Here is a 25,077-nt window from a genome sequence, read left to right as displayed (position 1 = left end):
TCATAGGTGGGCTCAGTTGGGCAAGTAACCCTTGACGTAGCGCACCGTCTTTTCCAGTGTTCGTGCCAGGTCTGGATGTGTTAATTGATACTTGCGCTCCAATTGCTTGCTGTAATTCATGTCAAAGCGCTGCGTCTGAATAAAGTTCAACGACTCGGTGCTGATCGCGAATCGGGCCGCCAGCCCAGGAATGGTCAATAGCCACTTGAGCAAGCCTATCGCTACATGGCGTCGAGGGGCCTTTACTTCCAGCGTTGTTGCCAGTTGCGCAAGCATCCGCTGAAGGTTCGGTGTGCCCTCATTGAGCGCCAGGACCTGCCGGTTGGCCATCGAGGGGTCGAACGCGACGCAGGTTATCATCGTTACCAGGTAATCGACGCTGACGACTGGCAACCAGTGCCTGGCGGAACCGGGGACAGCTTTGAACCGGCCTTGTGCCAGGTTTCGAATGAGTTCGGCCAGCGGCTGCCCTTCCAGGATGTGCCCACTCTCGCTGTGGCCACACACCGTGGCGGGATGAACAATCGTGTAATCCGCGTCTGCCTCCTGCATGTAACGGATGACTGCAAAATGCGACTCGAGCTTGCTGCCTTCGTAGCCACCCACACGCTCATAGACTAAAGGCCAGTTGGTGTTTTCAGGGCACTCGACGTCAACTCCGACATGGGCAAGGTGGGTCAGGTTTTGCAGCATATAGCCGCCCACCATCAGTAATCGGATGTGCTGGCTGGCGGCGAGCCTTGCGACTCTCAGCGCCCCTTGCACATTGACTTCGCGCGCGCGCTCCATTGTCAGCCCCCAGGTGAATTGCGCCGCGAGGTGGAACACCACAGCGACCGAAGACACGCATTGCCTGTCTGCCTCACTGAGCCCAAGCCCTTCCCTGCTGATATCGCCCTCAACCGCATGGATAGACGCCGGGTTACCGCCCAGCCGGCCTACCTGCTCTCTGAGGCGCTCGATGTTTTCAGGGCTGCGCATAAGCACCCAGGTCTTGTGCCCTGTCGCAGTAAGCCGCGCCAGCAAATGTTGCCCCACAAAGCCACTGCCGCCTGTGACGAAGCATTCCACGCTCATATCCGAATCCTTGTTTGGAAGATCGGCGCAGGCTAAGGTATAGAGGGCACTCTACAGTCAAGGAGTTTTACGGTGAATATTGGAGAGTTGGAGCGCCGCAGCGGGCTCGGCCGCCATGCATTGCGCTATTACGAACAGTTCGGGCTCATCGTGGCTCATCGCCAAGCCAACAACTACCGCAGCTATAGCGATCAGACCGTTGCCGATCTGGCCTTCATTCAGAGTGCCCAGGGCGGCGGTTTTTCACTCGCCGAGATCAGGGACATCCTTCAGGCCAAGCGGGGTAATACGATCGATTGCGCGCAAGGCGCGGCCCTGGTCGCCAACAAGATGGCCGACATTCAAGCGAAGATCACCGCGCTGCAAGCCACTTATGTTTTTCTCGACGCGGAGCGTGCAAAGCTTGAAGCCAGTGCCATTGCCAACGGGCTGACTGTTCCTGGAGCCCAGGCTTAGCTCAGCGGCTACAAGCCCTTCCCCTCTGCGCGCCGTCTAGATGGCGCGCTGATTCACCCTGGCCGATAAAGCTTGCGCGCTTTCTTTTCGCTCCGAATAGCGATCTACCAGATAGCCCTCACGGCCACGAACCAGCAACGTGAATTTCACCAACTCCTCCATCACATCGACTAAACGGTCGTAGTACGGCGAAGGCTTCATTCGATTTGCTTCGTCAAACTCCAGATACGCTTTCGGCACCGACGACTGATTCGGGATGGTCAGCATGCGCATCCACCGGCCGAGAATACGCATCTGGTTGACGGCGTTGAACGACTGAGAGCCGCCGCACACCTGCATCACTGCGAGGGTTTTACCCTGGGTGGGCCGCACGGCACCCAGGCTCAAAGGAATCCAGTCGATCTGTGCTTTGAATACTGCAGACATCGCGCCGTGACGCTCTGGGGAACACCACACCTGACCGTCTGACCACAGCACCAGCTCGCGTAGCGCTTGCACTTTGGGGTGGTCGACGGGTGCATCATCCGGCAAAGGCAGCCCTGACGGGTCGAAGATCACCGTCTCGGCGCCCATGTGCTGGAGCAGGCGTGCAGCCTCTTGCGTCAACAGACGACTGAACGACCGCTCTCTGGTCGACCCATAGAGCAAAAGGATGCGTGGCTTGACGTCCACATCATTTGCCAGGCCAAGTTTATCGGCGCTGGGGAGATCCATCAGCGACAGATCAAGGGCAGGAAAAGTCTCGGAAGAGTCGGTATCAAATTCGCTCATCACAGTGCTCCAATACGATCCAGGGCCTGCTTCAGATCAGCACCCTGAAGCGTTCTGAGATCCAGAGTGAAGAAGGCTGCACACCGCCTTTTGATGTGTTCAACCGTTGCATCGAATGCGGCCTGAACATCCTCGTCTGTGCCGTCTGCCTCTGACGGGTCGGATAGCCCCCAGTGGCTCTTGATGGCCGGGCCAAAATACACCGGGCAAGGCTCGCCGCCCGCCTTGTCGCACACGGTGATAACGATATCGGGTGGTGTGTCGGCGAACGCCTCTGAACCTTTGCTGTACAGGCCAGACGTGTCGACACCCAGCCCTTGCAGCGTGCTCACCGCACGCGGATTGAGTTTGCCGCTGGGAAAGCTGCCCGAACTGATGGCCGTGAAGCCGTCCGGGGCAACATGGTTGAACAGCCCCTCGGACAAGACGCTACGACAGCTATTGGCCGTACACATGAACAGGATCTTCACACGTTAACTCCTAAGCGCTGATGCTCAAGCGCACGGCAAGTGCTGCCAGTGTCGTAAGCAAAATGGGATTGAAATCGCCAGCAATCTGTCAGGTCTGCAAAACACTCAACAGCAGGAGACCTGGCGTACCGGGCGACCTTCCATAGAAGCAAGGCGACTTTGATCATCGCCAAGCCAAGAGCGGTTTGCCTCAAGCGTCGTCTTGAGTACATCCACTGCCCATTGGGGGAGTTGCGGATGAAGGCGGTAATAGATCCATTGGCCTTGCCGGCGATCCTCCAGCAAGCCACAGGTACGCAGTTGAGCCAAATGCCGGGAGACTTTCGGCTGACTGTCGTCCAGTGCCCAGATCAGTTCGCAAACGCACAGCTCGCCCTCAGCGGCGAGCATCAACATGATCCGGGCCCGGGTTTCGTCACCGAGGCATTTGAAGAGGGTGCAGGGCTGAATGGGCATAGCCGACCTGTATATTCGTTTTTGCGCATATGCGAATTTACAGATATTAAGCGACCATTGATAGCTGTAAATTCAGCTGGCCTTCAGGAAGGCACCTTAGGGTATGCCGCAGACGCCGCCCTCGACAGGAGACACCGTCATGAAAAAGATCATCGCAGCAACCTGCCTCGTCGGCGCCATCGCCCTGCCGGCGCTGGCCCAGGCCCGGGAAGTGACCTTGACCACGCAGCTCAAGGACTACAGCGGCAACGATGCCTACCTGGCGATCTACGTCACCGACGCCAGTGGCCAGTATCAGAAAACCCTCTGGGTGGCCGGGAAGAAGGCCAAGTATTACAAGCACCTGGGCGACTGGGCACGTGGCAGCGGAATGAACCCAAGCGAGTTTGACGGGGTCAGCGGCGCCAGTGTCGGCAGTGGGGGCACGCTCAAAGTCAGCGTGGAACTGGCAGACACGCTGATTGATGCCGGCTATCAGATCCGCATCGACAGCGCCGTCGAGGACCAACGTGACGCCCGTGGCGATGTCAGCGTAGCGCTGACGACCAAAGGCTCAGGCAAGCCCACGACCGGCAGTGCTTACGTCGACACCTTCACTTACGACCTGTAGCACCCGACACTTCTGGAGGCTGAATATGCTTCGTCGGTTCCATTCCCTGCCTGGCCTGATCGCAGCCCTGTTGGTCATGGTATTGGCCATCAGCGGCGCGATCCTGTCTGTGCAGCCGGCGCTGGAACGCCTGCATGGCACCTCCCCTGCGGCCGGACAACTCAACGTCGGCCAACTGGCCGGGCGCGTTGCCAGCCACTTCACGGGCGTGGAGCAGATCCAGCGCTCAGCGTCCGGCACGGTGATCGTCTATTACAAGCAGAACGGCCAGGCCAGTGCGGAACAGGTCGACCCACTGACGGGCCAGGGCCTCGGTCCTTACCAGCCACCGGCGTTCTCCCGGTGGGTCAAGGACCTGCACCGCTCGCTGCTGCTTGGCACGCCGGGCCATGGGGTGTCGGGTGCTGGCGCCCTGATCATGCTGGCGCTGTCAGTGTCCGGTGCACTGCTGCTGGCCCGGCGCCTGGGCGGCTGGCGCAACCTGCTGCGCCCGCTGCGGGGCAGTTTCAGCCAGCGCTGGCATGCTGAAGTCGGCCGGCTGGCCTTGCTCGGGCTGCTGCTGACGGCCTTGAGCGGGCTGTACATGTCCGCCACCACGTTTGCTTTGATCGCCGACGGTAGTGAACGTGAACCCGCCTTCCCGGCCCACGTCAGCGCCGGCCCGGCCTTGCCGGTGGCCACGCTGCAGGCGTTGCAGGCCACCGACCTCAATGACCTGCGCGAGCTGGTCTACCCAAGCCCCGGCGACCCCCGCGATGTGTTTTCCCTGCGCACCACCCAGGGCGACGGCTACGTGGATCAGGCCAGCGGCGCAGTGTTGTCCTATCAAGCCCACGGCTCGATGCGCAACTTCTATGACGTGATCTACCAACTGCACACTGGCGAGGGCCTTTGGTGGCTGGGCCTGTTGCTCGGGGTCTGCGCCCTCTGCGTGCCGTTGATGAGCGTGACCGGCATCGTGTTGTGGTGGCGCCGCCGCAGGGCTGGCCCGAACATCCACCACAACAGCCTGGCCCACGCCGCCGACAGCGTTATTCTGGTGGGCAGTGAGAACAACAGCACCTGGGGTTTTGCCAAGACCCTGCACGACGCCCTGCACCAGCGTGGCCACAAGGTGCACAGCGCGGCGATGAATGAATGGGTGGGCGACTACCGCAATGCCCAACGGCTGTTCATCCTCACCGCAACCCACGGTGACGGCGATGCGCCGGCCTCGGCATCGCAGTTCCTGGCGCGGCTGGCCAAGACCGGCCTCAAGCCCGGCTTGCCGTTCGCGGTGCTGGGCCTGGGCGACCGCCAGTTTACGCAGTTCTGTCAGTACGCCCACCACGTGCAGGATGCAATGTTGCAGGCCGGTGGCTCGCCACTGCTCAGGCTGGAAACCATCAACCGCCAGTCCTCTCAGGCGTTTGCCCGCTGGGGCCAGGCGTTGAGCGAGGTGTTGGGGCAGGAACTGGCGCTGGTTCACACCCCGCAGCAGCCGCGTACCCATGCCTTGGCGCTGACAGAGCGGATTACCTATGGCGAACAGGTGAATGCACCGACCCACGTCCTGCGCTTCAAAGCCTGCAGCGAACTGCCAGGCTTTCTGGCCGGCGACCTGCTCGGGATTCTGCCCCCGGGCAGCCCAATCCCGCGTTTCTACTCGCTGGCCAGCGGTTCCCAGGACGGCGTGCTGGAGATCTGCGTGCGCAAACACAACGGTGGCCTGTGCTCTGAGTTTCTTCACGGCCTGGACATCGGCGCGCAGATCGACGCCTTCATCCAGCCCAACCCGCAGTTTCGTCCGGCATCGGGCGCACACCCGGTGATCCTGATCGGCGCCGGTACCGGTATCGGTCCTCTGGCCGGTTTTATCCGCAACAACAAGGCCCGACACCCAATGCACCTGTATTGGGGCGGGCGCAACCCGGCCTCGGACTTTCTCTACGAACCCGAGCTCAACCAATACCTGTCGGACCGCCGCCTCACGGCATTGCGTGCCGCCTTTTCTCAGGTTCAGGACCGCAGCTACGTGCAAGACCGGCTGATCAGCGATGCCCTGGCCTTGCGCCGGCTGATTGAGAAAGGTGCCCAGGTGCTGGTATGTGGCAGTCGCGAAATGGCCAAAGGCGTGATGCAGGCCCTTGATGAAGTGTTGGCGCCTCTCGACCTCAGTGTGCTCACCCTCAAGGCACAAGGGCGCTACCGTGAAGATGTCTACTGAGTTGCAGCGTTACAGCCTGAACGGCGAAACCATGGGCACCCGCTACACCGCTCTGTTTTATGCCGGGGCCGGGATCGACACCGACCAAGTGGGCCAGCAACTGGCCCGCGCCGTGGCCCGGGTGGATCAGCAAATGTCCACCTGGAAACCCGATTCGGACCTCAACCGCCTCAATGCCGCCCCCGAGCAGCAATGGCTGTCGGTGCCCAAGGAACTGGCCACGGTGCTGACTGCGGCATTGCGCGTCAGCCAGCAATCCGGCGGCGCCTTCGACATCGCTGTCGGTGACCTGGTGAACGCCTGGGGCTTCGGCCCAGGCGAGCAGACGGTCACGGCGCAGGCTAGCGGCACGGTTGCGCCGCGTGCCCGGCTGTCGGCCAGCGCCGCATTGGTGGTGCAGCCCCAGCGCAATCAGGTGCGCAAGCGCGGGCCGCTGAACCTTGACTTGAGTGGTATCGCCAAAGGTTTTGGCGTGGATGAACTGGCCCGTTGCCTGGACGGTCTGGGCATCACCCGCTACCTGGTCGGTATCGATGGCGAGATGCGCGCCCGAGGCGTCAAACCTGACGGCCAGTGCTGGGTGGTGGCCCTGGAAAAGCCCACGCGGGGCGTGCGTGAAGTCATGGGCGTGATGGAGCTCAGCGATACCGCGATCGCGACTTCGGGGGACTATCGACACTGGGTCGAGGTGGCCGGTCAGTCCTATGCTCACACCATGGACCCGGCCACCGGCGCGCCCCTGTGCAACCCGCTCGCCGCCGTCACCGTGGTGGCGGCCTCCTGCATGCTCGCCGATGCCTGGGCCACGGCGCTGATGGTCCTGGGCGAAACCGAGGGCCCACGCCTGGCGCAGGCGCGCGGGATGGACGCGTTGTTCGTGCTGCGCGAGGGTCGACAATTCAAAGAAATATCCATCGTCGGCGGGCAGTTGCAGGCGCACATTGAAACCCGCTGATAGCAGCAATCCGCCCCGATCATTCTTGTCATTTGCCAATGCTTGGGCCAAGGTCGATATCAAGGACATCTCTGCCGAAGGAGTCACCCATGTCAAAGATCTATCCCGCTATTGATCCCGAGGGGCTGGTCGAGTACTCGGTGGTCTACACCGACCGCTCGCTCAATCACATGTCGCAGGCCTTTCAAGGTGTGATGAAGAACATTTCCAGCACCCTGAAACAGGTCTACAACGCCCAGGCCGTTGCAGTCGTCCCAGGCAGCGGTACCTTCGGCATGGAGGCGGTAGCGCGACAGTTCGCCAGCGGCCAGCAATGCCTGGTGATACGCAATGGCTGGTTCAGTTATCGCTGGAGCCAGATCCTTGACATGGGCAACATCGCCGCGGCCACCACGGTGCTCAAAGCCCGGCCGGTCGACACGGGGCGCCAGGCGGCTTACGCGCCTCCCCCTCTGGAGGAAGTGCTGGCGGCCATTGAGGCGCACAAGCCGCAGGTTGTCTTCGCCCCTCACGTTGAAACTTCATCCGGGATGATCCTGCCCGACGATTACCTGCGGGCCGTCGGTGACGCCGTGCATGCGGTGGGGGGCTTGTTCGTGCTGGACTGCATCGCCTCAGGCACGCTTTGGGTCGATATGCACAAGTGCGCCGTCGACCTGCTGATCAGCGCCCCCCAAAAAGGCTGGAGCGCCTCGCCGTGCTGCGCCCTGGTGATGTTCAGTGCCTTGGCCCTCGCGCGCATCGAGCAGACGCAAAGCAGCAGCTTTGCCTGCGACCTGAAAAAGTGGCTGCAGATCATGCAGGCCTACGAACAGGGCGGGCATGCCTACCATGCGACCATGCCCAGCGATTCACTGGCGCGCTTCAACGACGTGATCAACGAGATGCAAGCCTATGGCTTCGACAAGCTTCGCGGCGAGCAACAGGCGCTGGGCGATCGGGTACGCGCCATGCTGGCCGGCAAAGGCATCAGGAGCGTGGCCGCAGCCGGTTTTCAGGCCCCGGGCGTGGTGGTGAGCTACACCGATGATGCCGATATCAAGAACGGCAAGAAATTCGCCGAGCACGGCCTGCAGATAGCCGCCGGCGTGCCGTTGCAATGTGACGAGCCAGCCGACTTCCAGACCTTCCGCATCGGTCTGTTCGGGCTGGAAAAACTGCACAACATCGAGCGAACCGTCAGCACCCTTGAGCAGGCACTGGACGAAGTGCTGGTGAACTGAGCCCTCATCGGCGGCGGGCTGTGAAACCGGCAGGGGCAGGCACTCACCTGTGACCAGCGCCTGCCCTGCCGGGCACAGCCTTACACCGCTTGCAGTTGCCGGTCAGCGTGGTAGGACGAGCGCACCAGCGGCCCGGCTGCCACGTTTCTGAACCCCATCGCCAACGCTTGCTCGGCAAGCATGGCGAAGGTGTCGGGGTGCACGAAGCGCTGCACCGGCAGGTGGCTGCGTGACGGTTGCAGGTACTGCCCCAAGGTCAGCATGTCGACCTGGTGCTCACGCATGCGCTGCATCACCTCGACCACCTCGGCATCGGTCTCGCCCAGGCCGAGCATCAGCCCGGACTTGGTCGGTACCGTCGGCAGGCGTTGCTTGAAGCGCTCCAGCAGGTCCAGCGACCATTCGAAGTCCGAACCTGGCCGTGCCGCCCGATACAGGCGCGGTACGGTTTCCAGGTTGTGATTGAACACATCTGGCGGCTCTTGCGCGGTGATGTCCAGGGCCACGTCCATACGGCCACGGTAATCCGGAACCAGGGTCTCCAGCTGAATGCCTGGCGACAGCCTGCGGATCTCGCGCAGGCAATCGGCAAAGTGACGGGCGCCGCCATCGCGCAGGTCGTCACGGTCCACCGAGGTGATCACCACGTACTTCAGGCCAAGGTCGGCAATGGCGATGGCCAGGTTCTTCGGTTCATCGGCATCCAGCGGCTTGGGCCGGCCATGGCCGACATCGCAGAACGGGCAACGGCGGGTGCAGATGTCGCCCATGATCATGAAGGTCGCCGTACCGCCCGAGAAGCACTCGCCCAGGTTCGGGCAGGACGCCTCTTCGCACACGCTGTGCAGCCTGTGCTTGCGCAGCAGGGCCTTGACCCGCGCCACTTCCGGCGTGGTGGCAATCGCCACGCGAATCCAGTCGGGTTTGCGCGGCACCTGCTCGGTCGGCAGGATCTTCACCGGAATGCGCGCCACCTTGTCGGCGCCGCGCAGTTTCACCCCGGCCTGCAAGGGCTGCGGGCGCGGCGATGAGTGTTGCAGTTGTTCGGTGGACATGGCTGGCTCCTGGCCCCGCGTTGATATTGACTGACAGCATTACCGGGGGGCTGCTGTGCAGCCCCCGGGTGTCAGGCCGGATAGACCGGGAACAGCTTGCACAACGCCGCTACCTGGCGCGCCACCTGGGCCTCGACGTCGGCATCGCCGAGGTGGTCGAGGATGTCGCAGATCCAGGTCGCCAAGGCGCGGCATTCCACTTCCTTGAACCCACGGGTAGTCACGGCCGGGGTACCGATACGCAGGCCCGAGGTCACGAACGGCGACTGCGGGTCATTGGGCACCGCGTTCTTGTTCACCGTGATGTGCGCACGGCCCAGCGCGGCGTCGGCGTCCTTGCCGGTGATGCCCTGGCGGATCAGGCTGACCAGGAACAGGTGGTTGTCGGTGCCACCGGACACCACGTCGAAACCGCGCTGCATGAACACCTGCGCCATGGCCTGGGCGTTGCTGATGACCTGGCGCTGGTACTCCTTGAAACCCAGCTCCAGGGCCTCCTTGAAGCACACCGCCTTGGCCGCGATCACGTGCATCAGCGGCCCGCCCTGCCCGCCCGGGAATACCGCCGAGTTGAGCTTTTTCTCAAGCTCCGGGTCGGCCTTGGCCAGAATCAGGCCACCACGCGGCCCGCGCAGGGTCTTGTGGGTGGTGGTGGTGATCACATCGGCATACGGCAGCGGGTTGGGGTACAGGCCTGCCGCGACCAGCCCGGCGACGTGGGCCATATCAACGAACAGGTAGGCCCCGACCTTGTCGGCGATCTGCCGAAAACGCGGGAAGTCGAGGGTCTTCGAGTAGGCCGAGAAGCCGGCCACGATCATCTTCGGCTGGTGCTCGACGGCCAGGCGCTCGACTTCGTCGTAGTCGATCAGGCCGTTGCCATCGATGCCATATTGCACGGCGTTGTACAACTTGCCCGAGGACGACACCTTGGCACCGTGGGTCAGGTGGCCGCCGTGGGCCAGGCTCATGCCCAGGAGCGTATCGCCGGCCTGCAGCAAGGCCAGGTAGACCGCCGCGTTGGCCTGGGAGCCCGAGTGTGGCTGGACGTTGGCATAACCGGCACCGAACAGTTGTTTGGCGCGGTCGATGGCCAATTGCTCGACCACGTCGACATGCTCGCAGCCACCGTAGTAACGCTTGCCCGGGTAGCCTTCGGCGTACTTGTTGGTCAGTTCGGTGCCCTGGGCCTGCATCACCTGGGGGCTGGTGTAGTTTTCCGAAGCGATCAGCTCGATGTGGTCTTCCTGGCGCTGCACTTCACGGCCGATGGCCGCGGACAGTGCAGGGTCGAAATCGGACAGGGTCAGGCTTTTATGGAACATGGGTGTGATTCCTTGTTGTTCGGTTGGCAAGCACGGCCCGCAAGCGCTGCGGGCCGGCAGGGTCAGGCATCTTGATAGCTCGACAGCGGCGGGCAGGCACAGGCCAGGTTGCGGTCACCGTAGACGTTGTCCACGCGCCCCACCGGCGGCCAGTACTTGCTGTCGCGCAGGTCGGCCAGCGGGTACACCGCCAGCTCCCGGGCATAGCCATGGGGCCATTCGCCCACCAGCTCGGTGGCGGTATGCGGCGCGTTCTTCAGCGGGTTGTCGAGCTTGTCCAGGGTGCCGATTTCCACGGCGCGGATTTCTTCGCGGATGCAGATCATCGCGGCGCAGAAGCGGTCCAGTTCTTCCTTGGACTCGCTTTCGGTCGGCTCGACCATCAGCGTGCCGGCCACCGGGAACGACATGGTCGGGGCATGGAAGCCGAAGTCGATCAGGCGCTTGGCCACGTCCTCGACGCTGATGCCGCTGCTGTCCTTGAGCGGGCGCAGGTCGAGGATGCATTCATGGGCGACCAGGCCGTTCTCGCCGGTGTACAGCACCGGGTAGTGGTCCTCCAGGCGCCGGGCGATGTAGTTGGCATTGAGAATCGCCAGTTGCGAGGCACGCTTGAGCCCTTCCCCGCCCATCATGCGGATGTACATCCAGGTGATCGGCAGGATGCTGGCACTGCCATAAGGCGCCGCGCTGACCGCGCCCTGGGGGTTGGCCAGGTGGGCGTGACCGGGCAGGAACGGCGCCAGGTGCGCCTTGACGCCGATCGGGCCGACACCGGGGCCGCCACCGCCGTGGGGGATGCAGAAGGTCTTGTGCAGGTTCAGGTGCGACACGTCGCCACCGAACATGCCCGGGGCACACAGGCCGACCATCGCGTTCATGTTGGCGCCGTCCAGGTACACCTGGCCACCGTGCTCATGAATGATGTCGCAGATGCGGGTGATGGCCTCTTCGAACACGCCGTGGGTCGAGGGGTAGGTGATCATCAGCGCGGCCAGCTGCGCCCGGTGCTGCTCGGCCTTGTGCTGCAGGTCGGCGACATCGACGTTGCCACGCTCGTCGCAGTTGACCACCACCACCCGCATGCCGGCCATCTGCGCGGTGGCCGGGTTGGTGCCATGGGCCGACGACGGGATCAGGCACACATCGCGCCCTGCCTCGCCACGGCTGGCGTGGTAGGCGCGGATCGCCAGCAGGCCGGCATACTCGCCCTGCGAGCCGGCATTGGGCTGCAGCGACATGGCGTCATAGCCGGTGGCCGCACAGAGCATGGCTTCCAGCTCATCGGTCAGCTGACGGTAACCTTGCGACTGCTCGGCCGGGGCGAATGGGTGCAGGGCGCCGAATTCGGGCCAGGTGATCGGTACCATCTCGCTGGCAGCATTGAGCTTCATGGTGCATGAGCCAAGCGCGATCATGCTGCGGTCCAGGGCCAGGTCCTTGTCGGCCAGGCGGCGCAGGTAACGCATCAGTTCGGTTTCACTGTGATAGCGGTTGAACACCGGGTGCTGCAGGAATGGGGTCTGGCGCAGCAGCGCCGCGGGCAGGCAGTCGCCACTCTCGGCGGCCAGGGCGGCAAAGTCCGGGAGCACCTGGCCTGCTGCGGCGAAGACCTGCCACAGGGCCTCGACACTGCCCTGCTCGCAGGTTTCATCCAGGGCCACGCCAACCCGCAGTTCATCGACCCGCCGCAGGTTCAGACAGGCACTCTGGGCGGCCGCCAGCACATCGGCCACAGGCCCGGCAGTGACCACGCTGACGGTGTCGAAGAAATGCGCCTGTTCGACGTGGTGCCCGAGCTGCTGCAGCCCTTGCACCAGGATCGCGGTCAGGCGGTGCACGCGCCGGGCGATCTGCTCCAGGCCCGTGGGGCCGTGGTAGACCGCATACATGCTGGCGATGTTGGCCAGCAGCACCTGCGCGGTGCAGATGTTGCTGGTGGCCTTTTCGCGGCGGATGTGTTGTTCGCGGGTCTGCATGGCCAGGCGCAGGGCCGGCTTGCCGAAGCGGTCGATGGACACCCCGACCAGGCGGCCGGGCATGTCGCGCTTGAAGGCATCGCGGGTGGCGAAGTACGCCGCGTGCGGGCCGCCGAAGCCCAGCGGCACACCGAAGCGCTGGGCGCTGCCCAGTACCACGTCGGCATCGAACTCGCCCGGTGGGGTCAGCAAGGTCAGCGCCAGCAGGTCGGCGGCCACGGCCACCAGCGCACCCGCCGCATGGGCGCGTTGCACCAGGGCACGGTGGTCGGTGATGGCACCGGTGCTGGCCGGGTATTGCAGCAACAGGCCGAAATAGCCGTCCAGGGCTTGGCCCTGCAAAACCGCTTCATCAGCGATGACCACTTCGATACCCAGTGGCTGGGCACGGGTGCGCAGCACGTCGAGGGTCTGCGGGTGGCAGTGGCTGGAGGCGAAGAACGCCGGGGCCTTGTTCTTCGCAAGGCGCTTGCAGAAGGTCATCGCCTCGGCGGCAGCGGTGGCTTCGTCGAGCAACGAGGCGTTGGCGATCTGCATGCCGGTGAGGTCACTGACCAGGGTCTGGAAGTTCAGCAGCGCCTCCAGGCGGCCCTGGGAGATTTCCGGCTGATACGGCGTGTAGGCGGTGTACCAGGCCGGGTTCTCCAGCAGGTTGCGCAGGATCGCTGTTGGCGTGTGGCAAGGGTAGTAGCCCTGGCCGATGTGGTTGCTGAACAGCTGGTTGTTCGCCGCAATGGCCTTGAGTGCGGCCAGGGCTTCAGCCTCGCCCTGCCCCTTGCCCAGCGCGAGCACGCTGCTGCCCCTGATGCTGGCGGGGATGACGCTGTCGATCAGGGCATCGAGCGAGTCATGGCCGACCAGCGCCAGCATGGCCTCGATATCGCCCTCGCGCGGGCCGATGTGACGGGCGATGAACTCGTTGTCGGTGCCCAGCGGGATGGATGCGTTGGTCATGTCGGCCCCCTGGCTCAGGCGTTGTCGGCCAGGAAGCGGTCGTAGCCGTCCTGGTCCATCAGGCCGTCGAGCTCCGACGGGTTGGCTGCCTGAATGCGGAAGAACCAGCCGTCCTGCATGGGCGAGCTGTTGACCAGCTCGGGGTCGTCGGCCAGGGCCTGGTTGACGGCCACCACGGTGCCGCGCAACGGCATGGTGATGTTGCTGGCGGCCTTCACCGACTCCAGCACTGCGACTTCGTTGCCCTCGCCGTACTCGCCCGGCTCCGGCAGTTGCACGAACACCACGTCACCCAGGGCCTGCTGGGCATAGCTGGTGATGCCGACGGTCAGCTCGCCAGTCGCTTCCAGACGCAGCCATTCGTGTTCGGGAGTAAAACGCAGCGTGCTCATGGATCTTCCTCTCTTGTTATCAGGTGAGTCCCGATGCAGGACTGACAGATACAGAGCAAGGGTGATGCCAACTCACTAAAACCTATATATATCAATACTTTACTGTTTTATTTCGATCAATTCCGAGCCTGCGAGATGGAGCGGATTCGCTCCGTGGCGCAGGCCCGACAACCACCCCTGACAGCACGGGCCAATGAACCCGCCACCCCGCCAGCCCGGAGCACAATCACTCCAGCGGAGCGGATTCGCACCGGGTCGACTATGAGGCCCGGCTGGCGATGCCGTACTTGCGCAAACGCTGGCCGATCGCCGTGTGCGAAGTCTGCAAGCGCACCGCCAGTTGCCGGGTCGAGGGGTAGCTCGCGTAGAGTTTTTCCAGCAAGGATTTTTCAAAGGCCTGCACGGCCGCTTCCAGGCTGACGATCTCCTGCCCCTCGGCTTGCTGGCTGCTCAAGGCGGTGCCAGCCAGCTCCAGGTCATCACAGTCGATCACCTCCCCTTCGCTGATGGCTGCCGCGCGGAAGATCACGTTCTGCAACTGGCGCACATTGCCGGACCAGCGATTGCCCAGCAGCAGCGGATGGGTGGCCAGCGCCAAGCGGCACGGGGTACGCTGGATCTGCGCACAGGCCTGGCGCAGGAAATGCTCGGCCAGCAGCAGGATGTCCCTGCCCCGCTCACGCAGCGGCGGCACCTGCAGGTTGAGCACGTTGAGGCGATAGTAAAGGTCTTCGCGAAAGTCACCTTCGAGCACCATGCTTTCCAGGTTGCGGTGGGTGGCGCAGACCACCCGCACATTTACCTGCACCTCGCTGCCACCGCCCACCCGGCGAAAGCTGCCGTCATTGAGAAAACGCAGCAGCTTGGCCTGCAGGTACGGCGACATCTCGCCCACTTCATCGAGAAACACCGTACCGCCATCGGCCAGTTCCAGCAGGCCCGGCTTGCCGCCCCGCTGGGCGCCGGTAAACGCACCTGCGGCGTAGCCGAACAGCTCGCTTTCGGCCAGGCTTTCGGGTAACGCCGCGCAGTTCAGTGCCAGGAACGAGGCATCGCGCCGGGCACTCAGCGCGTGGCAGGCACGGGCCACCAGTTCCTTGCCCGTGCCGGTCTCGCCCTGGATCAAGACCGGCGCTTCCAGGCTCGCCACCTTGTGCAAGCGGGCCTTGAGCGCCTGCAGCGCCGCCGACTCGCCCAGCAACGCCCCCAGGCCTTCGCTGTTGTCATGCAGCAGCGAGGCCAGGCGCTCGCCGATGCGGCTGGGTGGGTACAAGGTCAGCAGGCCACCCACCAGGCCATCGGCGCCGCCACTGATCGGTGTGGCCTCCAGCAGCAGGGCCTGGCCCTGAAAGCCCACCTCGCACATCGGTAAGCGAAAGCCCTTGTCGATCAGGGTCTGGGCCAGGTCCGGTTCGGCAAACAAGCGGTTCAACGGCTCACCGGCCGGCTCACGCCCAACCAGGGCGACCAGGGTCGGGTTCGCCAGCAGCACATGGCCGCCAGGGTCCACCGCCAGCACCGGGTCGCTCATCGCCGCCAGCAACGCCTCCAACTGCAGGCGGCGGCGGTGGCCGGGAAGGAAGTCGACCAGCGCCACGTCCAGCACCCCGTCCACCCCCAACAGGGCTGCGTAGAGTTCGTCCAGCACCCTGGGCGACAGGGTCGGGGCGTCGATATAGACGTTGGGTGGAATCATCTCCACAGCGTCCAGGTTAAGGTTGCGTGCCCCAAGCAGCGAGAGGATTTCCTGAGTGATACCGACACGGTCGAGAAAGTTGACGTGGATTCTCATAAAAATTCCCTGCTGGATAGAAAGACGACAGGGGGACAGCGCACGGCGCTGTCCCCCTTGGGTAGTCGGTGAAGGTGGCGGTCAATCGGCATCGAATGACAGCTGCACGGCCTGCTGCCTTTTGCGCCGGTTCGATCGATAGGTCAGGCCCAGTACGGCAAACCAGACCGGCATCAGGTACAGCGCGCTGCGGGTGTCGGCCTGCAACGCCAGCAAGGCCAGGATGAAGGCGAAGAACACCAGGCACACCCAGCACATCAACGTGCCGCCCGGCATCTTGTACTTCGACGCCTGGTGCAGCGGGTCACGCTGCTTGCGGTACGCCAGGTACGACAGCAGGATGATCGACCAGACGAACATGAACAGCAGTGCCGACACCGTGGTGATCAGGGTGAAGGCTTCGAGCATGTTCGGCACCAGGTAGATGACCAGCGCCCCGCCCGTCAGGCACACACAGGAAAAGATCAGGCCGTTGGAAGGTACCGCGCGGCTGGACAGCGCAGCGAACTTGCCAGGCGCATCGCCATCCACCGCCAGGCCGTAGAGCATGCGGCTGGTCGAGAACACGCCGCTGTTGGCAGACGACATGGCCGAGGTCAGCACCACGAAGTTGATGATGCCGGCCGCAGCCGGCAGGCCGGCCAGCACGAACAGCTCGACGAAGGGGCTCTTGTTGGCCACCACTTCACGCCAGGGTGTGACGGCCATGATAGCGATCAGGGCAAGCACGTAGAAGACGATGATGCGCAAGGGAATCGAGTTGATCGCCCGTGGCAGGTTGCGTTCCGGATTCTTGGTTTCGGCGGCGGTAGTCCCCACCAGCTCGATGCCGACGAAGGCAAACACCGCAATCTGGAAGCCGGCAAAGAAGCCCATGGCGCCATGGGGGAACATGCCGCCGTCATTCCACAGGTTGGCCAGCGAGGCAGCATGCCCGGCCGGCGACTGGTAAGCCGCCGCCACCATGTAGAACCCGGTGCAGACCAGCGCGCAGATGGCGACGATCTTGATCATGGCGAACCAGAACTCCATTTCGCCGAACATCTTCACCGTCATCAGGTTCAACGTGAGCAACAGGCCAACACAGGACAACGCCGGCATCCACAAGGGGATGTCGGGGAACCAGAACTGCGCATAGGCCGAGATCGCGATCACGTCGGCGATACCGGTGACAATCCAGCAGAACCAGTAGGTCCAGCCGGTGAAGAACCCCGCCCAGGGGCCGAGCAGGTCCGCCGAGAAATCGATGAACGACTTGTACTGCAAGTTGGACAACAGCAGTTCGCCCATGGCCCGCATGACAAAGAACAGCATGAAGCCGATGATCATGTAGACAAAGATGATGGAGGGCCCCGCCAGGCTGATGGTCTTGCCAGAACCCATGAACAGGCCGGTGCCGATGGCACCGCCAATGGCGATCAACTGGATATGGCGGTTGGACAGGTTGCGCTTGAGTTCGTGTGCGTCACCGTCAGGCGGGCGGTGACCGTGGGGCAAGTTATTCATTGTTTTCTACCTTGCTAGTCTAATTGTTTTTATAACGTCACAAGTTCAAACCTCGAGACCGGACGAACAACTTTCAAATCCGCTCGCGTGCAAGGTAGAGAGCAAGCTCTGTGCCAGGCGGAAAACGCCCGGATTACAGGGTTCCCATTGAATGTTGCCGGTTTGGCTGTAAAGAAGTCGCTCCACAAAACCGGCGCCAATCCGCCGGTAGAACACCGCCAGGCGTCGTGAGCCTTGCGCCAGCGCCACCTGTAGCGAAAGCGCTCCAATGGAGCGCATTCGGTCCGCAGGGTGCCGCCTGGCGCCCCGGCATCCCTAGCGCACAGGCATCTCGCGCAGCGGTGCACGGCTGCGTTGCTGTTCCTCCCAGCTCCCCACCAGGCCAACCGGCACATCGCTCGGTGCCAACGGCTGGCGCCCGCGCACCAGGTCAGCAGCGCGTTCGGCCAGCATGATGGTCGGAGCGTTGAGGTTGCCATTGGGTTCGCTCGGGAACACCGAGGAGTCGATCACCCGCAGCCCCTGCAGGCCATGCACACGCAATGTCGAATCGACCACGGCCATGTCATCCTCGCCCATCCGGCACGAGCCGCACGGGTGCATGGTGCTTTCCATGTTGGCGCGCACGAACGCGTCGATCTGCTCATCGGTCTGCACCTGTGGCCCGGGCGCCAGTTCCTCGCCGCGGAAGCGGTCCATGGCCGGCTGCGCGATGATCTCGCGGGTCAGCCGCACACAGCGGCGGAAACCCTCGCGGTCCTCCTCGCTTTCGAGGTAGTTGAAGCGGATTTGCGGATGTTGGTACGGGTCGGCCGACAGCGCCCGCACATGGCCGCGGCTCTTGGGCTTGTTGGGCCCGGTCAGCACCATGAAGCCATGGCCCTTGAACGGTTTGTCGCCGTCATAGCGCATGGCCGCCGGCAGGAAGTGGAACTGGATGTCCGGCCAGCGCAGGCCCTTGGACGAGCGGATGAAGCCGCCCGCTTCGAAGTGGTTGCTGGCGCCCAGGCCGTCCTTGAACAGCAACCAGCGCAGGCCGATCATCGCCTTGCCCAGCAGGTTCATCTTGCCATTGAGGGTCACTGGCTCCTTGCACGCATACTGGATGTAGATTTCCGAATGGTCCTGCAGGTTCTCACCCACCCCAGGCAGGGCATGGCGCACCTCGATGCCGGCCTTCTTCAGCACGGCCGCGGGGCCGATGCCGGAGCGCTGCAACAAGTGCGGCGAACCGATCGGGCCAGACGCTACCAGCACCTCGCGGTTGCACAGGACCTTGTGGGTCTGGCCGCCATGGTCATATTCCACGCCCACCGCCCGCTTGCCATCGAGCAGGATGCGCCGGGTCATGGCATGGGTGATCACGGTCAGGTTCGGCCGGCTCATGGCCGGGCGCAGGTAGGCGTTGGCCGTGGACCAGCGCACGCCATCCTTGACCGTCATGTGCATGGCACCAAAGCCTTCCTGCATGTAGCCGTTGCAGTCGTCGGTCTTGATGTAGCCGGCTTCGGCACCGGCCTCGACCCAGGCGCCGTACAGCGGGTTCTGCATGTTGTTGCCGTTGTTGGTGGCCAGCGGCCCCATGCCGCCGCGGTAGTCATCGCCGCCGAACTTGTACTGCTCGGCACGCTTGAAGTACGGCAGGCAGTTGCGGTAGCTCCAGTTCTTCGCCCCCAGGCTTTCCCACTCATCGAAGTCGCAGGCATGGCCACGGATGTAGACCAAGCCGTTGATCGAGGACGAGCCCCCCAGTACCTTGCCCCGTGGGCAGTGCAGGCGGCGGTTGTCCAGGTGCGGCTCGGCGACGGTCTCGTAGCGCCAGTTGTACTTCTTGGTGTTCATCGGCAACGAGAAGGCACTGGGCATCTGGATCAGCACACTGCGGTCGCTGCCGCCGAACTCCAGGACCAGCACCGAGGTGCCGGCGTCTTCGCTCAGGCGGTTGGCCAGCACACAGCCAGCAGAGCCTGCGCCGATGATGATGTAGTCGTATCGCTTGGTCATGGTTCTAGTCCTGTACACGAAGGCCGGCAGCCTGGATGTTGTGTTCATTGCGCGTTGGGTAGCCGCCCCAGCCCAGGCGTGCCGCCAGCAGCCGGGTCAGGCCGTAGTGCACCAGCCCGGCCAGCAGGCAGGACGGCAGCGAGGCGGTGGCGAAGGTGAAGAAGTCGGTATGGGCCAGGGTCTGCGGGTTGAACACCACCACGTAGATCGCGAAACCGGCCACCAGCGCCAACAGCGCGATGGGGTTGAAGCCTTTGCAGTAGCGCAACGCCGACACGCTCTGTTCGGCGTAGAGCTGGCGCAGGTTCAGGCGCTGCTTGCGCAGGAAGAAGTAATCGGCGATGCCGATGCCGGCCAGGGCGCTGTTGAGCGCGGATGTCCATACCAGGAAGATGAAAAAGCCGTCGTAGATCCCCGGCAGGAACACCACGATCACCACCGGGATGATGCAGAACAGCCCGATCAGTACCCCCCAGCCCACGCTGCGCAGGCGCTCGCCGGCCAACTGACGCAAGCCGATCACCGCGGTGTAGAGGATGTTGACCATACCGGTCAGGTTGGCCAGTGCCAGGAAGCTCAGGGCGATGACGCCAAAGCCCATGCCGCCTGCCAGGCGCATCCAGGTGGTAGGGTCGCTGCTGCCCAGGGTGGTGGCGGCGAACAGGCTGACCGACTCGCCCAGCGACGCCGCCGCGAAGATGCCCACCAGGTTGGGCCAGAAGGCCGTGCGCTGGTTGCTGCACAGGCGCGACAGGTTGCCGATGTAGGGCCACCAGGAGAAGCCCGCGGCGATGTTGATCTCCACCGCCACCATGAAGTTGACGTGGGGGTTCTCGAACGGTGGCTGCAAAGGCGGCATGGCCAGCAGTTGGTCGAGGCTGTAGCGGCGGGAAATGAAGTACATCAGCGCCAGCATGATCAGGATCAGGCTCGGCGCGATCACCGCGCTCAGCCGGCGGATCATGTCCGGCCCGCGCATGGCCACCAGTGCCGCCAGCACGATGGCCAGCAAGCCGCCGGCGGTCACCAGCCAGTCGTCACCGTTGGGCTGGCGCTGCTGCACCAGGGTTTGCAGGTTGTCCAGCGCCCGCCCGCACATCAGCCCCAGCACCGCCAGCCAGCCCATGGTCAGCACCACCACCGAGAGGAAGTACACCAGGCGGCTGCCGTTGAGGCCGAACATGCTGCGCAGGAAAGTGAACTGCTCGACGCCGTACTTGCCACACGGCAGGCAGGTGGACGATGCGGCGAGGACCACGCCGATGATGTTGCCGATGATGATCGCGGCAATCCCTTGCAGCGGCCCGACGAACAGCGCGGTGGCGCCGCCGATCAGGAACACCCAGGTGGCCACCGCCAGCGCCGAGTTGGCGTAGGCAAACCCCCAGAACCCCCACACCCGCTCATTGGGCAGCAAGGGGGTGTCGCCACGTTCCGCGCTCAGGCGAAATTCTTGCTCGCGCGAAGCACTCATGGCTGGCCTCCCAGGTAGTACGCGCCGGCCACCATCACCAGCGTCAGCAGGGCCAGCGCCACCACGTCGGCCGCGCTCAGGGCGCCCGGCCAGCGGGCGCTGTGCTCCAGTTCTTCATAGGCGCGCAGGCGCCTTTCCAGGTCTTGCGCACGCTCGCTATCCACTTGGCTGTTCATCGGCATCACCTCGACAGGTTCTTGTTATTGAAATTCGATGCATTCGATAAACCTGCGCCGCCGGCCAACCTTCGGCGGCGCAGGACGGCCCTGCTACCTCAGGGCAAGGTGATCCAGACCGCCTTGGTCTCCAGCAGGAACTCCAGTTGTTCGGCGCCCATGTCCTTGCCATAGCCCGATTGCTTGTAGCCACCGAACGGCATGGACGGGTCCAGGGTGCTGTGGGCATTGACGTACACCGTGCCCGCACGCAGGCGCGGAATCAGCCCGTGGACCTTGCCCAGGTCGTTGGAGTAGATTGCTGCCGCCAGGCCAAACTCCGAGTCGTTAGCCAGGGCCAGTGCCTGTTCCTGGGTGTCGAACGGCTGGGTCACCAGCACCGGGCCGAAGATTTCCTCGCGAACCACGCGCATGTCGTTGTTGCAGTTGGCGAAGATCGTGGGCTGCACGAAGAAGCCCGGGCCGCCGAGCGGCTCGCCGCCGTAGTACACCTGCGCGCCTTCGGCCTTGCCCAGGGCGATGTAGTCCAGCACCCGCTGCTGTTGCTGGCGCGACACCATGGGGCTGATGAAGCAGTCCGGGTCCAGGCCCGGGGCAATCTTCAGGGTGGCGGTGTACCTGGCCAGCGCTTCGAGGAATGCGGGGTAGACACTGCGCTCGACATACGCCCGGGTACCGGCGTCGCACACCTGCCCGGAGTTGAAGAACACCCCGTTGGCCACCGCTTGCGCCGCTGCCTCGATGTCCGCATCGGCGAACACGATCACCGGCGACTTGCCGCCCAGTTCCAGGGTCAGGCGTTTCATCTGGTCCATCGCCGTCTTGCCCACCGAGCAGCCGACCGGTGTCGAACCGGTAAAACTCAGCTTGTCGATGCCTGGGTGGCGGGACATCGCCTCGCCGACCACGCTGCCGCGCCCGGTCACGATGTTCACCACCCCGTCGGGAATGCCCGAGGCCTGCACCAGCTCGGCAAAGCGCAATGCCGACAGCGAAGTCAGCTCCGCCGGCTTGACCACCACGGTGCAACCGGTCGCCAGCGCCGCGCCGAGTTTCCAGGCCATGGTCTGTAGCGGGAAGTTCCACGGCACGATGGCACCGACCACCCCCACCGCCTCCTTGCGCGTGTACGCCAGGTAGTTGCCGGGCAGCGATGGCTCGACCGTGCGGCCGTGGATCTTGCTGGCCCAGCCGGCAAAATAGCGCAGGGTATCGACCGTGCCCTGGATATCCACCGCCCGCGCCTGGGCGACCGACTTGCCCATGTCGATGGCTTCGATCTGTGCCAGCTCGTCGCCGTGGGCCTCGATCAGGTCGGCCAGGCGATGGATCAGGCGCTCGCGCTCCAGTGGCTTGAGCTGGCTCCAGGCACCGCCATCGAACTGCGCACGCGCTGCGCGCACGGCGCGGTCGAGGTCATCCGCAGTGGCCATGGGGATGCGCGTCAGCACACCCTCGGTGGACGGCTCGATCACCTCGGCGCTGCCGCCGTCGCTGGCCTCGAGCCAGGCGCCGGCAATGAACATGCGCTGCGCCTTGCTGAGAAAGTGCTGGGTCGCCTCGGATACACCAAAGGCCTGCAAGTAGTCTTTTACCTTGTGGTCCACAGGACAGTCTCCGGGTCAGCGGGCTTTGGCGCGCGCGTGGAAGATGAAGCCGATGCTGTTCATCAGCAGTTGCGCGGCGAGGATCGAGGTCATGCCGGTGGGGTCGTAGGCCGGGGCCACTTCGACCAGGTCCATGCCGACAATGCGGCCGTGGCTGCGCTGCGCCAGCGCCTGGATGATCTCCAGCACTTCGTAGTACAAGAAGCCGCCATGGCTCGGCGTGCCGGTGCCCGGGGCGATGGACGGGTCGAAGCCGTCGATGTCGATGGTGATGTAGTAGTTGCGGCCTTCGGGGATTTTCGCCAGCACACCCGCGCAGCCCAGGCGGCGCACGTCACGTACCGAGAGGATCTGCGAGCCGGCCTCACGGGCGGCATCGTAGTCATCACGGTTGGAGGATGACACGTTGCGGATGCCCATCTGGGTCATGCCGACGATGTGCTCCAGTTCCGAAGCGCGGCGCAGCGGGCTGCCGTGCCCATAGCGCACGCCATGGCGCTCGTCGACGAAGTCCAGGTGGGCATCGAAGTGCACGATATGGATCGGCCCATGGCCTTCGAACGCCTTGATCACCGGGGCATGCACCGAATGGTCACCGCCCAGCACCACCGGCATGGCCCCCGCTGCAAGGATCTGCCGCACCGCCAGCTCGATGTTGGCGTTGCTGCTGGCCATGTCGGTGTGCACGATATCGGCATCGCCGACGTCGACCATACGGACCTGGTCTTCAGTCAGGTAGGTGGCGTCATCCTCGAAGTCGTAGGCGCCGGCATGGCCGAACGAGAACAGGGTCGATGCCTCGCGAATGCCGCGAGGTCCGAAGCGTGCCCCCGAACGCCACTGGGTGCCCATGTCATTCGGTGCGCCGAGGATTGCCACATCGGCGTCGATCGCCGCCCAGTCGGTGCACACCGGGGCCTTGGCGAACGTGCAATGGCCCACGAAGGGCAGGTTCAGGCGGCCGGACTCGTAACCGTGCTTTGCCATGTTCTGGTTTCTCCAGTTCTTGTTCTGTTTCAGGAGACGGGGCGACTGCTCGACCACCGTTGCGGTCCACTATGGCAACCGTGCCGGCGGGGAAAAATGCGCAAGTGCAGATACATACATCGCCGTGGCCGAAGTATCTGCCGCAGTTCAAACCCGGCGATACCCGGCATTGCAGTGGCCAGGTACTCATGGTTAGCTTGCGCGACAAGAACAATGCACGGGTGTTCATATCAGCACTGGCGATGTGACACCCGGCCGGGAGGCTACGGTGATCCAACTGCACGATGTCGACCTGAAGCTGCTCAGGGTTTTCACCACGATCGTCAGGTGCGGCGGCTTTTCTGCGGCACAGGCTGCGCTCAATGCCGGCCAGTCGACCATCAGCGAACAGATGTCGCACCTGGAGACCCGCCTGGGGGTCAAGCTCTGCCAGCGCGGGCGCAGTGGCTTTCGCCTGACCGAGCAAGGGGTGGCCATCCATGAAGCGACCCTGCGCCTGCTCAGTGCCGTGGAGAGCTTCTGCATGGATGCCGACGTGCTCAAGCAGCACATCAGCGGCAAGCTCAACCTGGGCATCATCGACTCCACCCTGACCGACCCCGTGTCGCCCCTGCCGCGCACCACCCAGCGCTTCGTTTCGCGAGGGCACGATGCCCATCTGCACATCTACATCGGTGCCCCGGCGGAACTCGAAGAGCGGGTGCTCGACGGCAGGCTGCACCTGGCCATCGGCCACTTCCCGTTGCGGGTCGCGGGGTTGTCCTACCAGCCGCTGTATGACGAGGCCCTGGGGCTTTACTGTGGCCGGCGCCACCCGCTGTTCGCCAGCAACGCGAGCAATGGCCGGCTGATGGAGGACGTGCGCCAGAGCCGGATCGTGGTGCGCGGCTACATGCAGCAGTACGACCTGGAGCAATTGGGCATCACCAAGGCCGATGCCACCGTGGAGAACATCGAGGCAGCGGCGATCCTGATCATTTCCGGCGCCTATATCGGCTTCTTGCCGGTGCACTTCGCCGAGCAATGGCTCAAGACCGGCGACATGCGCCGCCTGGGCCCCAGCCTGCTGGACCTGTGCTCGCCGTTCGATGTGGTCACCCGCCGTGGCGTATCGCGCCCGCCCATCCTGCAGGCGTTCCTCGAAGACCTCGATGCCTGCGCAGCGCAGCCTGGCTCGCCCTGATTCGCCCCGCTACTCGAAACGGACGATCCCCGCCCGCCAACACTGCGCTACCGTCGTTGCCAACCCCCTACCCGCCGCCCCACCATCAATGACTGGAGAACCTATGAGGGTACTGGTAAGCGTCAAGCGAGTGGTCGACTACAACGTCAAGGTTCGCGTCAAGGCGGACAACAGCGGTGTCGACCTGGCAAATGCCAAGATGTCCATGAACCCCTTCTGCGAAATTGCCGTGGAGCAAGCCGTGCGCATGAAGGAACAGGGTATCGCCAGCGAGATCGTGGTGGTCTCCGTCGGCCCGACCACCGCTCAGGAGCAGTTGCGTACTGCCCTGGCCCTCGGTGCCGACCGCGCCATCCTGGTCGAAGCCGCTGACGAGCTGAATTCCCTGGCCGTGGCCAAGGCACTGAAAGCCGTTGTCG

21 protein-coding genes and 1 pseudogene are annotated in these 25,077 nt (G+C 63.9%); 7 read left to right on the top strand and 15 right to left on the bottom strand.

Annotated elements, in window-relative coordinates:
* Window positions 1–12: 12 nt before the first annotated feature.
* A complete protein-coding gene (locus F6X59_RS22400) occupies window positions 13–1,077 on the bottom strand; it encodes an SDR family oxidoreductase (protein WP_152958174.1) in 1,065 nt (354 codons plus the stop codon).
* A 72-nt stretch (window positions 1,078–1,149) separates the two neighbouring features.
* Between F6X59_RS22400 and F6X59_RS22395 the strand changes: the two genes are divergently transcribed.
* The gene (locus F6X59_RS22395) at window positions 1,150–1,533 is read left to right on the top strand and encodes a MerR family transcriptional regulator (protein ID WP_372240490.1); all 384 of its coding nucleotides are present in this window, start codon (window positions 1,150–1,152) and stop codon (window positions 1,531–1,533) included.
* Window positions 1,534–1,569: 36 nt separating this feature from the next.
* Here the strand turns inward: F6X59_RS22395 and arsH are convergent, their stop codons facing one another.
* From arsH to F6X59_RS22380, 3 genes are all read right to left on the bottom strand, one after another.
* Window positions 1,570–2,304, bottom strand: coding sequence for an arsenical resistance protein ArsH (arsH, locus tag F6X59_RS22390; RefSeq protein WP_152958173.1), 735 nt, complete (start codon window positions 2,302–2,304; stop codon window positions 1,570–1,572).
* Complete coding sequence (locus F6X59_RS22385) at window positions 2,304–2,774, bottom strand: arsenate reductase ArsC (RefSeq protein WP_372240489.1); 471 nt, start codon at window positions 2,772–2,774, stop codon at window positions 2,304–2,306. Before F6X59_RS22385 ends, arsH begins: the two co-directional genes overlap by 1 nt.
* A gap of 105 nt (window positions 2,775–2,879) precedes the next feature.
* A complete protein-coding gene (locus tag F6X59_RS22380) occupies window positions 2,880–3,230 on the bottom strand; it encodes a metalloregulator ArsR/SmtB family transcription factor (protein ID WP_152958172.1) in 351 nt (116 codons plus the stop codon).
* A 139-nt stretch (window positions 3,231–3,369) separates the two neighbouring features.
* On the opposite strand from F6X59_RS22380, the gene F6X59_RS22375 reads away from it, so the two are divergent.
* The 4 genes from F6X59_RS22375 (at window position 3,370) to F6X59_RS22360 (ending at window position 8,224) form a co-directional block, all read left to right on the top strand.
* The gene (locus F6X59_RS22375; protein WP_152958171.1) at window positions 3,370–3,840 is read left to right on the top strand and encodes a DUF2271 domain-containing protein; all 471 of its coding nucleotides are present in this window, start codon (window positions 3,370–3,372) and stop codon (window positions 3,838–3,840) included.
* Between the two features lie 25 nt (window positions 3,841–3,865).
* Window positions 3,866–6,046 (top strand): PepSY domain-containing protein, encoded by a 2,181-nt coding sequence (locus F6X59_RS22370; RefSeq protein WP_152958170.1) that lies wholly within the window; start codon window positions 3,866–3,868, stop codon window positions 6,044–6,046.
* Window positions 6,036–7,001 (top strand): FAD:protein FMN transferase, encoded by a 966-nt coding sequence (locus F6X59_RS22365; protein WP_152958286.1) that lies wholly within the window; start codon window positions 6,036–6,038, stop codon window positions 6,999–7,001. Before F6X59_RS22370 ends, F6X59_RS22365 begins: the two co-directional genes overlap by 11 nt.
* Window positions 7,002–7,090: 89 nt before the next feature.
* Window positions 7,091–8,224 (top strand): aminotransferase class V-fold PLP-dependent enzyme, encoded by a 1,134-nt coding sequence (locus tag F6X59_RS22360; protein WP_152958169.1) that lies wholly within the window; start codon window positions 7,091–7,093, stop codon window positions 8,222–8,224.
* Window positions 8,225–8,304: 80 nt separating this feature from the next.
* Here F6X59_RS22360 and lipA read toward each other — a convergent pair whose 3' ends face one another.
* The 11 genes from lipA to speB all read right to left on the bottom strand — a co-directional run bounded on the left by lipA (window position 8,305) and on the right by speB (window position 23,475).
* Window positions 8,305–9,279 (bottom strand): lipoyl synthase, encoded by a 975-nt coding sequence (gene lipA, locus F6X59_RS22355; protein WP_152958168.1) that lies wholly within the window; start codon window positions 9,277–9,279, stop codon window positions 8,305–8,307.
* Between the two features lie 71 nt (window positions 9,280–9,350).
* Window positions 9,351–10,604, bottom strand: coding sequence for a serine hydroxymethyltransferase (gene glyA, locus F6X59_RS22350; RefSeq protein ID WP_152958167.1), 1,254 nt, complete (start codon window positions 10,602–10,604; stop codon window positions 9,351–9,353).
* Window positions 10,605–10,666: 62 nt separating this feature from the next.
* Complete coding sequence (gene gcvP / locus F6X59_RS22345; protein ID WP_152958166.1) at window positions 10,667–13,537, bottom strand: aminomethyl-transferring glycine dehydrogenase; 2,871 nt, start codon at window positions 13,535–13,537, stop codon at window positions 10,667–10,669.
* A 14-nt stretch (window positions 13,538–13,551) separates the two neighbouring features.
* The gene (gene gcvH, locus F6X59_RS22340; RefSeq protein WP_152958165.1) at window positions 13,552–13,929 is read right to left on the bottom strand and encodes a glycine cleavage system protein GcvH; all 378 of its coding nucleotides are present in this window, start codon (window positions 13,927–13,929) and stop codon (window positions 13,552–13,554) included.
* 259 nt (window positions 13,930–14,188) lie between these two features.
* A complete protein-coding gene (locus F6X59_RS22335; protein ID WP_152958164.1) occupies window positions 14,189–15,721 on the bottom strand; it encodes a sigma-54-dependent transcriptional regulator in 1,533 nt (510 codons plus the stop codon).
* A gap of 81 nt (window positions 15,722–15,802) precedes the next feature.
* On the bottom strand, window positions 15,803–17,227 hold the full coding sequence (cycA, locus tag F6X59_RS22330) for a D-serine/D-alanine/glycine transporter (RefSeq protein WP_152958163.1): 1,425 nt from the start codon (window positions 17,225–17,227) through the stop codon (window positions 15,803–15,805).
* 315 nt (window positions 17,228–17,542) lie between these two features.
* Window positions 17,543–19,231 (bottom strand): choline dehydrogenase, encoded by a 1,689-nt coding sequence (betA, locus tag F6X59_RS22325; RefSeq protein ID WP_152958162.1) that lies wholly within the window; start codon window positions 19,229–19,231, stop codon window positions 17,543–17,545.
* 4 nt (window positions 19,232–19,235) lie between these two features.
* The gene (locus F6X59_RS22320; RefSeq protein WP_152958161.1) at window positions 19,236–20,705 is read right to left on the bottom strand and encodes a cytosine permease; all 1,470 of its coding nucleotides are present in this window, start codon (window positions 20,703–20,705) and stop codon (window positions 19,236–19,238) included.
* A complete protein-coding gene (locus tag F6X59_RS22315) occupies window positions 20,702–20,881 on the bottom strand; it encodes a hypothetical protein (RefSeq protein WP_152958160.1) in 180 nt (59 codons plus the stop codon). Before F6X59_RS22315 ends, F6X59_RS22320 begins: the two co-directional genes overlap by 4 nt.
* Before the next feature lie 98 nt (window positions 20,882–20,979).
* The gene (locus F6X59_RS22310) at window positions 20,980–22,488 is read right to left on the bottom strand and encodes an aldehyde dehydrogenase (protein ID WP_372240488.1); all 1,509 of its coding nucleotides are present in this window, start codon (window positions 22,486–22,488) and stop codon (window positions 20,980–20,982) included.
* A 15-nt stretch (window positions 22,489–22,503) separates the two neighbouring features.
* On the bottom strand, window positions 22,504–23,475 hold the full coding sequence (gene speB / locus F6X59_RS22305; protein WP_152958159.1) for an agmatinase: 972 nt from the start codon (window positions 23,473–23,475) through the stop codon (window positions 22,504–22,506).
* 268 nt (window positions 23,476–23,743) lie between these two features.
* Here speB and F6X59_RS22300 point away from each other — a divergent pair, with 268 nt between their 5' ends.
* Window positions 23,744–24,658: a LysR family transcriptional regulator gene (locus F6X59_RS22300; RefSeq protein ID WP_372240487.1), complete on the top strand. Its 915-nt coding sequence runs from the start codon at window positions 23,744–23,746 to the stop codon at window positions 24,656–24,658.
* Between the two features lie 103 nt (window positions 24,659–24,761).
* Window positions 24,762–25,077: pseudogene (locus tag F6X59_RS22295) on the top strand (electron transfer flavoprotein subunit beta/FixA family protein); the annotation flags it as partial.

The organism is Pseudomonas sp. MN1F (genome assembly GCF_009391885.1).
Lineage (GTDB): Bacteria > Pseudomonadota > Gammaproteobacteria > Pseudomonadales > Pseudomonadaceae > Aquipseudomonas.
The sequence above is the reverse complement of the archived record's forward strand: the minus strand, read 5'-3'. Positions and strand labels throughout refer to the sequence as shown.